Here is an 11,299-nt window from a genome sequence, read left to right as displayed (position 1 = left end):
GCCTCCGTTATCGGTGGTAGGTCCAAAGTCGAAGGAGTGAATTACGAAGAAGCCGTTGCCGAAGGTAGGCATTGCATAGAGCACCCCTCCGCCGTTGGATGGCGACCCACCATTTTGACAGGTGCCATAGATGGTGTTGTTGTGACCAAGAACCAGTCGCCCTGAGGGATTAGAGGAGACCGGCATTAGAGCCGATGGACCTCCAAAGCTGTGAAGCAGGGTATAGTTACTTCCGTCTGGCTGTATTCTGAAAAACACTCCTCCGCCAAATGCGCCTCCACCTAGTGTGGTGCCGTAGAGGGAGCCGTTCTGATCCTGTACGAGATAGGTAAAGGGCACGGCACCTCCATCATTCACATAGGAGTTAGAGGCGGTGCCGGGTGCATTAAATGTGTGAATCACCGTAAAGCCACTGCCATCGGGAAGTATCTTGTACAGGTCACCACCTCCGTTTGCACCATTGAAGTCACAGGCACCGTAGAGAGCTCCATCCTTGCCTTGCAGTAAACCGATAGGAAAGTTTCCATCCGTATCTGAGAAATTATGGAGAACGGTGAAGGTTCCATCCAATTGCAGTCTAAAGACAACCCCAAATCCAAGGTTCCCCCCGGAAAGCGTGGTGCCATAGAGAGCATGGTCGGCTCCTTGGATAAGACCGTGGGGACCGACACCATCTGCATTGGGGTTAGGAGCGTCTGGGGCAAGGTTGAGAGGAGGTGTCTGGAGAGCGGCAAAGGTGTGCACCACCTGGAACTGAGTTCCGTCTGGGTTTATGCTATAAACCACACCGGTTCCGTTAGCACCTCCTGTAGCCGCAGTACCCCAAATCGTGCCATCGGGGAGCTGAATGATGTCGCGCGGAGAGGCCCCATCGTTCCCTCCGGTAAAGGTGTGGAGCACTTGAAAGTTGCTGCCATCCGAGGCGACGGAAAAAAGAACGCCCATCCCGAACATCCCTCCGGAGAAAGTCGTACCAAAGATTCTTCCGTCTGACCCCACAATAACCGGTACTCGTGGGTTTGCCCCGTCCGCGTTGATGCCAGAGTTTAGCGCGGAGAAGGCATGTAGGACGACGATGGGCTGGGAAACGTAAATAGGAATGACATTTGGCTTGAAAGTTTGTCCCCTTGCTATCGCCGGATAGACCAGCCCGATGAGGAGAGCAAAAAGAAGATAGAGAAGCTCTCGGTATCGGTAGATCGGGCCTGAAATCCGTAAGGTTACGTTTTTATGCATCGTGCTCTCCTTTACTAGAGGTCTCTCATGGCCTGTTTTCTGTTTCGGAAACGATGGAGAGAGAGCGTTGCCGTCAGCAGAAAGAGCAGGGTTAAGCTTGTAAGCGATCCCACCTCCGGTGTCGAGGTCGAGGGGTTGAGAGTCACTTGAAACGGCTCACTTGCCAAGACGTTCGTATCCGCGGAGGTAGCACCACCCAAAATGGAGTAGGTGCCGGAGTAGTTTCCGGCAGGCGCATTCGCCGGGTTGGTAACCGTGAACAGGCCGATCAAGCCGGTATCTTGCCCTGGATTGAGAGAGGCGGGAGCGTTATTGAAGAAGGGGGAGTCGTCAATCGTCCAGCCTACTCCGGTAAACGAGATGTTGTCGGCATTAAGAAAAACCGTCGTGTTTCCATTGTTGGTTAGCGTGCCGGTAAAGGTGAAGACGGTGCTTGTGCCGGCAGTCCCCGACTGAAGAGCGGGTGTGAGCGTCATGGTAAGTTGCGCGTGCGCTTTTCCAAGCCCACAGCAGAGGGCCAGCAGAAGCATGGTGAGAAGCAGAAGCATTTTCACGGTTTTCATGTTTGTTCTTTCTCCTGTGTTGGTTTTAGTCTTTGCGTGGTCACGAAGGTCTGTTCGTTTCATGGCAGCACCACCCGCCAGGACTGTTGAAAACTTCCTGAGTTTTGGTTGCCGCCTACTGAGAGACGCACGGTTTGGCCGCTTTTGCCGGCCGAGCTAGGGAAGGTGAGGGTAAATGAGGTGCTTTGAGCCGAGTTCAGACTCACTGTGCTGGTGGGAAGAGAGGGAGAGAGAGGAGAACCCGCAGCTCCTAGCTGCGATGTCGTGAGTGAGATGCCGTTGACGGGCGTCGTGCCAACGTTGGTTATCTGTATCGTTACCGAGTAGGTTCCGTCCGCATTCTTCTGCAGGTTGGAATAGGAGAGCTGCAGTGCGGAGGCCGTTCCGGTAACGAAGACCGAGCTGGCGCTCTGTGTGGTGCCCAACGAAGGGCTTTGGGCGACGATATGGAAGTGATAGACTCGATTGGGAACCGTTGGGATCGTCACCGAGTGCGTTAATCCCATAGTGGTATCGGCAAAGGCGGGGCCGCTAGGTTCCAGCACGGCGCTGCCGGTGGAGGGTACATCCGTCGTCCAAAAGATCTGAGCCGATGTCCCTGTAGCATTGACTTGCACGGCGACATTGCCGATGTGGAACAAGGAGGTTTTGTAGTTCCAACTTAGAATGTCGTGGTTTTCCCAGGCCGCTCCGGTGGCAGAGGTTAAGCCTACCCAAGCCATTCCCGACGGCAGGCTAAGCGCTTGTTGGAGGTCAACAGGTACAGAGAGAATCAGCACTCCATCCAGGAAAACCGTCATGTTCCCCGGTGCTCCGGGCAGGTAGCGTATCTCGGCGGTATGCACATGTCCATCTGCCATCCGCACCGGAAGGTTGGGGTTGTCTCCCAAAATGAAAGTTCCGTTAGAGCCATCGGCGGAATTAGCGCCGTTCCCATGCGTGTGGATGGCGATATGGTTGTTATTTGGGTCGGGCGGGTTATACCACCAGTTCCAGAAGGTATCGAACTCCACTGCAAGAGAGTGAGTGATACCTACATACCCGATATCTCCTCCATTATTGCCGAGTGCCGTGTCGCCTGCGGGATCGTCTTGAATCACAAAAGCGATTCCGTCCGCTCCCGGTGTAACCCCCGGTAAAGAGCCTAAGTCCGTAATCTGGAATTGGAAGGTGCTGTCGAATCCACCCTGTACAAAGAGCTGAGCGCCGAACCAGGCCGCACCGGCTTTGAACTGGTCTGCAGGCGTCAGCCGAAGCCGGTTGTTAAAGAAACTGGCATCACCTACTAGCGACAGAGTGAACGGGGAGTTGGCGGACAGCGAACTGTTGCTGAAGTCCGGGTAGTCGAAGATGGTTTCAAGTTGGGCTTGGGCCATGTTGAAGCCGCTCAGAAAGAGCAAGATGCCCAAGAGCCAGGCGAGCGAAACGAAGCGATGTCGCTTCATTTTGAAGCCTCCTTTTTTGAATTTGAACTTTGGGAAAGGCCTTTACAGCCCTTCCGATTCTCAATATAACAGGCTATCATTAGCCCATCATTAGCTCAATCATTAGCTCAAAGGTGTTTTTGAGAGAAAATTTAATTTTTTCGGGAATAAGGGGCAAAAAAATTTTTTTATTTTTTTTCGCAAGGAGCGTTGGGATGCCGGGCGAGAAACCATTAGCTTGGCTTGTGCACCGCGCTATCTGCATTAAGGGGGCGCCGCGCCTTAACATTCTCTTAATATTTTTCGGGATATAATGGTTGGTGAGAAGCAGAAGAGATTTGGGCTTCGCTCTGAAGCCTCAAAAAGCCGAAGGAGGCCGAGAAAAGAAGGATATGAATTTCAGGGGGAACCTGAGACAAGCAGGCAGTGTGGGGCTATTGCTGCTGGTTATTTCCGGATATGCGCTGGCACAGGGTGCTACCTTGCGAGGGGCCGGCAGCACCTTTGCAGCCCCTATCTACACCCAGTGGTTTGCAGAGTATAAAAAGGAGACCGGCGTGTCTGTGGACTACCAGGCGGTAGGGTCGGGCGCAGGGATCAACGCCCTGAAGAACCGCACGGTGGATTTTGGTGCGACAGACGCTCCTTTGACCGATTCAGATCTCAAACAGATGCCTTTTCCTGTGGTGCAGATTCCCACTTTAGGAGGCGCCGTAGTGATGACCTACAACCTTCCCGGGGTCGGCTCGGGCCTTCGTCTTACCCCGGAGATCATCGCCGATATCTACATGGGTAAGATCAAGAAGTGGAACGACCCGCGCATCCTGGCCGTTAACTTTATTAAGAACCTGCCCGATCTGCCCATTCATCCTGTTCACCGCTCCGATGCTTCGGGAACGACCTATATCTTCACGAGCTTTCTCACAAAAGCGGTTCCGGAGTGGGCTACACAGATCGGTTCAGGAAAGTCGGTAAGCTGGCCGGTTGGAATCGGTGGGCAGGGTAACCCCGGCGTGACGGCCAATATCATGCGCACAAAGGGCGGGTTCGGGTATGTGGAGCTAGCCTATGCTATCCAGAACCATCTGCCGCTGGCCTCCGTGCGGAATGCTGCCGGAAACTTCGTTACCCCTAGCGTCACCACCACCAACATCGCTATTGGGCAGTATATCAGCGCTCTGAAAAAGGACATTCGCACGCCCACCGTCTATGCTCCTGGCGTCAATAGCTACCCCATATGTGGGCTTACCTATGTGCTGATCTATCAGCATGGAGGAAGTAACCCCGGGCCGGTGACCAGGCTGTTCAGTTGGGCGATGGGTGAGAAAGCCCAAAAGATGGGAGAGAAGCTTTACTACGCTCCGCTGCCTCCTTCCCTGATAAAGCTGAATTTGGCGGCACTTAAAACCGTGCAAGGTGCCCAAGTGGCGATAGGGCCTTAATTAGGAAAAAATGGCGCAAATCTCGTTGCCAAAAGCGCATACCCCAACACCGCATGGGATAGGAGGGCGAAGAGTCTGGGTGTTTCTGGTGGATCGCCTTTTCCGAGGTACCGCCCTGCTTTTCGCTCTCTCAACCGTTGTGATTATTCTAGGGATTGCCCTCTCTTTGGTGCTGGCCTCCAGACAAAACGTTCACCACTCCGGCCTTCGCTTTTTCTTGGGCGAGAGATGGATACCCAACCCGCCTACGGCAGAAAAGCCCATTGGGAACGTGTTCGGTGTGCTGCCCTTCGTATACGGCACGTTCGTCACCTCGGCTCTAGCGCTGCTTTTGGCCGTGCCCATAGGGGTTGGCAGCGCCATCTTCTTGGCGGAGCTGGCACCGCATCGGGTAAATAAAACGCTCTCTTTCTTCATCGAGATGCTCGCGGCGGTGCCCAGCATTGTGTACGGCTACTGGGGTCTACTCTATCTGGTTCCCATTTTGCAAAACCAAGTGGAGGTGTGGCTGAACGCTCATTTCGGAAGTATTCCCTTTTTTGCCTCCTACTATGATACGGGCACCGGCATGGATTTCCTTGCTGCCGGCGTTGTGCTCTCTCTGATGATTCTGCCCTACGTTACGGCGGTATCGCGTGACGTGCTGATGGCCGTTCCCCGTGTGCAACGCGAGGCGGCCTATGGCCTTGGCGCCACACCTTGGGAGGCCACTAAACAGGTGGTATTGCGCTATGCAAGTAGCGGAATCATCGGGGCTGTTATGTTGGCATTAGGCCGTGCATTGGGCGAAACCATGGCCGTGACTATGGTCATCGGCGCTAAAGTGACAATAGCTCACTTAAAAGACCCGGCGAGCTTCTCTCTCTTACGTTCCGGCTATACGATGACCTCCGTTCTGGTTGATCAGTACAACGGTCCCAACTCTCCTTTACATGCGAGCGCTCTCACCGAGATCGCACTGACGCTGTTTCTCATCACCATTGTGGTTAACGGGATGGCTCGCCTACTCGTTTGGCTTACGGCAAGCGGCGGAGGTGGAACGCGCCAAACGGTGGCATTGCGTGGGCATCTCATCGGCTTCTTGCGAATCCTGCTGAGCCTGTTGGTGGCCATGGTATTGCTTTATCAGATCGTGCATGATATGCGGTCGGAAGGCTTGCGAGCGCTTTTAGGGCCGGCCGAGGCGCTTGCGATATTTCTCTTGCTTCTGGGTGGAGTCAACCGCTGGGCGCCCCGTACGCGCTTTTTCCAGATATGGCGACGCATCGGCAGCGTCGGTGGCAACGTTGCCTGCTTCCTGTGTGCTCTCCTGGGGGCTGCGGCGCTTGTTTGGCTTTTCCAATATGTGTTTCGCGCCGGCTTTCCTGCCCTGAATGCCCAGTTCTTCCGTCGCCCAAACCCGGCAAACCCGGAGGCGGGAGGCATGTTGCATGCCATTGTAGGCACGGGTATTTTAGTGGCGATGGCCTCAGCCGTGGGCGTTCCTACGGGGATTTTGGGCGGGATCTATCTGTCGGAGTTTGGTAAAGGGAGATTGGGCTTCTGGATTCGGTTTTTCACCGACCTCCTTAACGGTGTGCCTTCCATCGTTGTCGGCATCTTCGTCTATAATATCCTGGTGGTGCCGACTCACGAAAACTTTGGATATGCCGGTGGCATTGCTCTGGGCATTTTGATGATCCCAACGGTAATGCGCACCACGGAAGAGCTGTTAAAAGTGGTTCCTGTCTCTTTGCGCGAGGCCTCACTTGCCCTTGGAGCCACTTATGCTCGAACGGTATGGAAGGTGGTGTTGCCGGCTGCACGCGGAGGCATTCTCACCGGTATTCTCTTGGCAGTGGCGCGTGTGGCCGGAGAGACAGCCCCTCTGCTCATTGTGCTCTGCAGCATTAACTTGTGGTCGGTGAACCCACAAAAACCCTTGCCTTCTCTGCCGGTTCAGATATATCTTCTGCGCAACGATAACGACCCTGTGGCGCTCTCGCAGGCATGGGGCGCGGCTCTGGTGCTTGTGCTCCTCGTTATCGTGACGAGTTTGCTGGCGCGAATCGTCTCTGCACGAGGAGAGATACGAGCGACCAACTAAGCTTTTTCTAATAAGTCTAATAAGAAGGAATGAACGATCGAGCATGAGACAAAGAGACTGTGGACTGTTGAGTATTGTAGGCTTGGCCGTGCTGCTGAGCGGCTGCTCTTCTAGTACGCCCTCTGGAGGTGTCGGTTCCAGCCAGGGAACATTGAACAACGTAAGCAAGGATTCTCAGATCGAGGCCGATGCGAAGGCTGCGCTCGCAGCCGATCCGGCGTTGAAGGACGAGAAAATATCCGTTTCCGTTAAGGATGCCCAAGTGATCTTGGACGGTACGGTAAAATCTATTGCGGCGCACGATGAGGCCGAAAAGGACGTAGACCAGGTAATTCAAAAGTATTCTAGCGTTAACGCCGGTGTCATCAACAACCTTTTGGTGGCGAGTGACCTCACGGCCGTTTCCCAAAACGGGGACGTGCCCTAGTTGCGAGGAGGAAGTCCTCTTATGGAAACAACAGAACGCGGGGTGCCGCTCTCTTTAGAAGAGAGCGTGGTTGCCGGAGCCTCGAATGGAAGAAAGGAGGCTGTGCGCATCTCTGTGCGGCATCTCGACTTCTTTTACGGAAAGTTTCAGGCGCTACACGACATCAACCTCGACATATTGCGCAATCAGGTAACCGCCCTTATAGGCCCGTCTGGTTGCGGGAAATCTACGTTTCTTCGCACCCTAAACCGCATGAACGACATTATTCCGGGTGCCCGCTTAAGTGGGCAGGTGCTGCTAGATGGAGAGGATATCTACGATAAGGGAGTGGATGTCATTGCGCTGCGACGCCGTGTGGGCATGGTGTTTCAGAAGCCAAACCCATTTCGAATGTCCATTCGAGAAAACGTAGAGTACGGGCCGCGCTTGCACGGCATTCGCGATAAGAAGCGCCTCGCCGAAATCGTTGAGCGCTCTCTAAAACAGGCCGCGCTGTGGGATGAGGTGAAGGATAACCTCAATAAGTCGGCAGAAGAGCTTTCTGGGGGCCAGCAGCAACGACTCTGTATTGCACGTACGCTGGCGGTAGACCCAGAGGTTATCCTTATGGATGAACCCTGTTCCGCGCTCGATCCGGCCTCAACCTATCGTATTGAGCAGCTTATGGACGAAATGCGCGCCAACTACACTATTGTTATCGTAACGCACAACATGCAGCAGGCGGCACGTGTTTCACAACGCACGGCCTTCTTTTTAAAGGGTGAACTCATTGAAGTGGGAAATACGGAGGACATCTTCTCCCGACCGCGCGACAAGCGCACGGAAGATTACATCCAGGGCCGATTCGGTTGAGCGGTAAGAATCCGGTGTCATCTCGAACCTTGTCTCGAACGCGATAGCGGAGGGAGCGATAGCCGATGTCATCTCGAAGCGAAGCTGAGAGACCTTCGCCTTTAGGCGTGCGATTGTTTGTTTACCAAACATCCGTTGCCGTATAGGGGTAGGCCTTATGCCTAGCCCATCTCAACAGTCTACCGTATTCGTGAAGCCGGCCTTGAAGCAGGAATCGAGCCAGTCCGATTGGGGCATGGTTTGATCAACAGTTCTGCATGGCCGGCATCTCCATAATAACCCCCTCTGCAATGCGGTTCTCTTGACAAAAATCGCTCAAACAGGATACAATACAAATGCAAACGAAGGGCTTCCGGGGATATCGTCTAGAGGTTAGGACGAGGGATTTTCAGTCCCTAAACCGGGGTTCGATTCCCCGTATCCCTATATTGAAAAGAGAGTTGCCTGCCGAGGTGGTGGAACTGGTAGACACGTACGCTTGAGGTGCGTATGCCGAAAGGCTTGCAGGTTCGAGTCCTGTCCTCGGCACTCCCGAACTCTAGAGGGGCTTACCTAAGGTAAGCCCCTCCTGTTTTTGTTGTGCCAGACTCAAGGGCCTCTGAGGTTTTTATTTGAGTGCGATGGGAACTACTCGGCCTCCTTAAAGATGCCTCACTTCGATGGGACGGCCTTCCTCCGCCGACTTCCAGGCTGCCTCGGTTAGCTCCATAACGCGCAGACCCCAGATGGCCGGAGAGCCTACCGGCTCTTTGCCTAGGATGGCGTTAATAAAGTTGGTATCTGGATCGCTGCCTTTGGGCATCTCCTCAGCAGTGGGAGTGAACCGCTTGCCGTCGGGGCCGCACACTTCTAATCGTCCGTTGCGCAAGAAAAACACGCCCTGATCGCAGCAGATCGTGATGTCCTCATGCCAGGTAGGTGCATTCCCTACCACCGAGAGGTTGGCCAAGGCCCCGCCTGAAAAGCGCAGCGAGAGAGCCGAGTTGATGTCTACCGGCGAATCGAAGTTCTCGATGTAGCCAAAGACGCTCTCGGCGGGCAGGTTTGTCATAAAGAGAATAACCGCCACAAGGTGCGACCCGGAATCGTTGAGCTGACCGCCCCCGCTTAAGGCCGGGTCTTGTCGCCATTTTCCTTTCGTTCCACGATACCAGTTTTGGCTTTGGAAGGCCTGGACGAACTGCACCGGCCCGTAGCGACCGGTTGCGATCTGATCGCGAATATAGAGAAATTCAGACATGTAGTGTCGTTGATAGCTGACCACCAATACCTTGCCGCTCTTTTCCACTTGCTTGAGAACCTGATGCGCGTGCTCTACGGTGCACACCATCGGCTTTTCCGTCAGCACATGAAGACCAGCTTCAAGCGCCGCCATGATCTGCTCAAAATGAGCTGTGTGGGGCGTGTTGATGTTTACGGCATCTACCAAGCCAGAGCGGATAAGCTCTTTGTAGTCCTGAAAGGTTGGCACTCCCTTAAGTTGGGGGTGACGTTCGACGGTATGGGCGAGCGATTCGGAGGATGTGTCGCAGAGTGCGGTAATCTCTGCTGCAGGGTGCGCCAGGAGGCGCTGAATGTGGCCTTGCGCGATGCCACCGGTGCCGATGATACCAACACGAACTTTTTCCATGCTTTTGTTGAAAACCTCCTCCTTTATAGTGTCCACGGGGTGCAAAGCGGACTTAAATCTTACTCTCTATTAAATTGGCCTTTTCCCATCGTTTTCCTGCCGGCTAGAGTCTGAGGAGGCGTCGGTCATTTGGTCAGAAGAAAGCGACGCCTCTAGCGATAGAGCTAACAAACAACCTAGCGATTTGCTGCGTTCACCCGCAGCGCCTATCGTAGAGTTAGTCTAGGTTTAGGGTGAAGAGTTCAGTAGATGTAAAGGTATAATGCCATTATGTCCCTATAAAGGGCTAGAGCGCTCACGTTTTGAAATGCAAGGCACAGACATGTTGGAAATATTTGTCGGAGAAGGGACTTCATGATACGCTGTCTTCGTGTTCGTAATTTCAAGGTTTTCGAGGAGTTTGGCCTCGAAAACCTCCGTTCAATCAATCTGATAACAGGCAAAAATAACGTCGGAAAGACCACTCTTCTGGAGGCTATTTGGGCTTTCATAGGGAGGAGTAACCCGCAGACATTTAATCAGATATCCTTATTTCATGGGGCCCTCCCAGTCTATACGCCTTTTATATCTCAACCGCTTCCTATTGTTGAAATTCATTGGGCTCCCAACTTTACCAATTTCGATCTCTCTCGCCAGATAGAGGTTTCCGTTGTACGGGATGATACTGTTTTTGATACCAAGCGACATGCAGTTCAGAATGGAAGCGCACGAAATGAGGGGAAGGGCGTCGGCCTTGAGGGGAAGGGCGTCGGCCTTGAGGCTAAAAATACATCGGAACAGGGTTGGGAGAGACTGGAGATTCGTTTTTTGGCAGAAGCTCAAATTCAGGAGCCTGTCATTCCTAACTCTCCTGCCTTGCTAGCCCCCACTCGGCAGGCAATTCCTTCTTATACTGAACTTATCGCTCGGCCATGGAGTGTTGGAACCCTTCTATTTCATTACAGCCCTGCGGCGCCCAATCAGACAGAAGAAAAGCCTCAGGAACTGAGAGTGGTGCTTCTGGGCAGTATGCTTCAACAAACTGGAGCGCTAACAGACGATAGATGGCGTGCTGCCCTCTTGCTGATGAATACGCAGGAGCATCCGGATGTGCTTGCTAGGAGCTTTGGAGAATTAGATGCGAAAAACCAAGTGGGGCGTTTGGTAGAATACCTGCAACAGCTTGAACCACGCTTGCGGCGACTTTCGCTTATTCCCGTAAGAGGAGTACCTCTTATTCATGGCGATATAGGTCTCTCTTCTCCTATTCCTATTAACTATATGGGCGAAGGAATGAATAGTCTTTTAGCCATTTTACTCTTTATGATGGCACCCCATTCTGTGATTCTTGTTGATGAAATAGGAAGTGGCATTCATCACACGTTCCTGCCTCGTATGTGGAAACTTCTATCAGAGGTGGCACAAGAGAACAGCTGTCAGCTTTTTTGTACCACACACAGTTATGAATGTATCCAAGCAGCTGTCGAGGGACTAGCCAAAAGCGAACAGGCTCAGAATATGTTTCGCTACATCCGTTTAGAGCAAGATACCGACGCCGAGCGTACGAAGATATTCCCCGTCGTGTTGGAATATAACGATCTTGCCCCCGCGGTCGAAAACGGCTTTGAAGTACGCTAGAACATTTTAAAGGAAGAGATTT

General features: G+C 53.2%; 9 protein-coding genes, 2 tRNA genes and 1 pseudogene. 8 read left to right on the top strand and 4 right to left on the bottom strand.

Annotation, left to right across the window (positions count from 1 at the left end; all coding sequences use genetic code 11):
- The 3 genes from VKV18_RS03890 to VKV18_RS03880 form a co-directional block, all read right to left on the bottom strand.
- Nucleotides 1-1,236, bottom strand: a 1,236-nt coding sequence (locus tag VKV18_RS03890) for a choice-of-anchor tandem repeat GloVer-containing protein (protein ID WP_324202915.1), incomplete at its 3' end; no start/stop codon positions are given.
- A 14-nt stretch (nt 1,237-1,250) separates the two neighbouring features.
- Nucleotides 1,251-1,799, bottom strand: coding sequence for a hypothetical protein (locus VKV18_RS03885; protein ID WP_324202914.1), 549 nt, complete (start codon nt 1,797-1,799; stop codon nt 1,251-1,253).
- A 59-nt stretch (nt 1,800-1,858) separates the two neighbouring features.
- A complete protein-coding gene (locus VKV18_RS03880; RefSeq protein ID WP_324202913.1) occupies nt 1,859-3,244 on the bottom strand; it encodes an L-type lectin-domain containing protein in 1,386 nt (461 codons plus the stop codon).
- Between the two features lie 371 nt (nt 3,245-3,615).
- On the opposite strand from VKV18_RS03880, the gene pstS reads away from it, so the two are divergent.
- The 6 genes from pstS to VKV18_RS03850 all read left to right on the top strand — a co-directional run bounded on the left by pstS (nt 3,616) and on the right by VKV18_RS03850 (nt 8,558).
- Entirely contained in the window at nt 3,616-4,665 is a 1,050-nt protein-coding gene (pstS, locus tag VKV18_RS03875) for a phosphate ABC transporter substrate-binding protein PstS (protein WP_324202912.1), read from the top strand.
- Between the two features lie 10 nt (nt 4,666-4,675).
- A complete protein-coding gene (gene pstC, locus VKV18_RS03870) occupies nt 4,676-6,751 on the top strand; it encodes a phosphate ABC transporter permease subunit PstC (protein ID WP_324202911.1) in 2,076 nt (691 codons plus the stop codon).
- A 43-nt stretch (nt 6,752-6,794) separates the two neighbouring features.
- Nucleotides 6,795-7,178: a BON domain-containing protein gene (locus VKV18_RS03865; protein ID WP_324202910.1), complete on the top strand. Its 384-nt coding sequence runs from the start codon at nt 6,795-6,797 to the stop codon at nt 7,176-7,178.
- 21 nt (nt 7,179-7,199) lie between these two features.
- Nucleotides 7,200-8,030, top strand: coding sequence for a phosphate ABC transporter ATP-binding protein PstB (gene pstB, locus VKV18_RS03860; RefSeq protein ID WP_324202909.1), 831 nt, complete (start codon nt 7,200-7,202; stop codon nt 8,028-8,030).
- A gap of 354 nt (nt 8,031-8,384) precedes the next feature.
- Nucleotides 8,385-8,456: transfer RNA gene (locus VKV18_RS03855), tRNA-Glu, on the top strand.
- A 20-nt stretch (nt 8,457-8,476) separates the two neighbouring features.
- Nucleotides 8,477-8,558 (top strand) — tRNA-Leu (locus VKV18_RS03850).
- Nucleotides 8,559-8,670: 112 nt separating this feature from the next.
- On the opposite strand, the gene VKV18_RS03845 is transcribed toward VKV18_RS03850, so the two are convergent.
- Nucleotides 8,671-9,660: a Gfo/Idh/MocA family oxidoreductase gene (locus VKV18_RS03845; protein ID WP_324202908.1), complete on the bottom strand. Its 990-nt coding sequence runs from the start codon at nt 9,658-9,660 to the stop codon at nt 8,671-8,673.
- A 354-nt stretch (nt 9,661-10,014) separates the two neighbouring features.
- On the opposite strand from VKV18_RS03845, the pseudogene VKV18_RS15810 reads away from it, so the two are divergent.
- Together VKV18_RS15810 and VKV18_RS03840 are read left to right on the top strand one after the other, a co-directional pair.
- Nucleotides 10,015-10,188, top strand: a pseudogene (locus VKV18_RS15810) (AAA family ATPase); the annotation flags it as partial.
- A gap of 279 nt (nt 10,189-10,467) precedes the next feature.
- Nucleotides 10,468-11,277, top strand: coding sequence for an AAA family ATPase (locus tag VKV18_RS03840; RefSeq protein ID WP_324202907.1), 810 nt, complete (start codon nt 10,468-10,470; stop codon nt 11,275-11,277).
- The last annotated feature ends 22 nt before the right edge of the window (nt 11,278-11,299 follow it).

This window comes from Chthonomonas sp., from assembly GCF_035294505.1.
Lineage (GTDB): Bacteria > Armatimonadota > Chthonomonadetes > Chthonomonadales > Chthonomonadaceae > Chthonomonas.
This window is presented reverse-complemented; position numbering and strand designations above follow the sequence as displayed.

Coding starts and splice junctions, on each gene's coding strand:
- VKV18_RS03885 (WP_324202914.1), bottom strand. CDS start 1,799: ATGAAAACCGTGAAAATGCTTCTGCTTCTCACCATGCTTCTGCTGGCC.
- VKV18_RS03880 (WP_324202913.1), bottom strand. CDS start 3,244: ATGAAGCGACATCGCTTCGTTTCGCTCGCCTGGCTCTTGGGCATCTTG.
- pstS (WP_324202912.1), top strand. CDS start 3,616: ATGAATTTCAGGGGGAACCTGAGACAAGCAGGCAGTGTGGGGCTATTG.
- pstC (WP_324202911.1), top strand. CDS start 4,676: ATGGCGCAAATCTCGTTGCCAAAAGCGCATACCCCAACACCGCATGGG.
- VKV18_RS03865 (WP_324202910.1), top strand. CDS start 6,795: ATGAGACAAAGAGACTGTGGACTGTTGAGTATTGTAGGCTTGGCCGTG.
- pstB (WP_324202909.1), top strand. CDS start 7,200: ATGGAAACAACAGAACGCGGGGTGCCGCTCTCTTTAGAAGAGAGCGTG.
- VKV18_RS03845 (WP_324202908.1), bottom strand. CDS start 9,660: ATGGAAAAAGTTCGTGTTGGTATCATCGGCACCGGTGGCATCGCGCAA.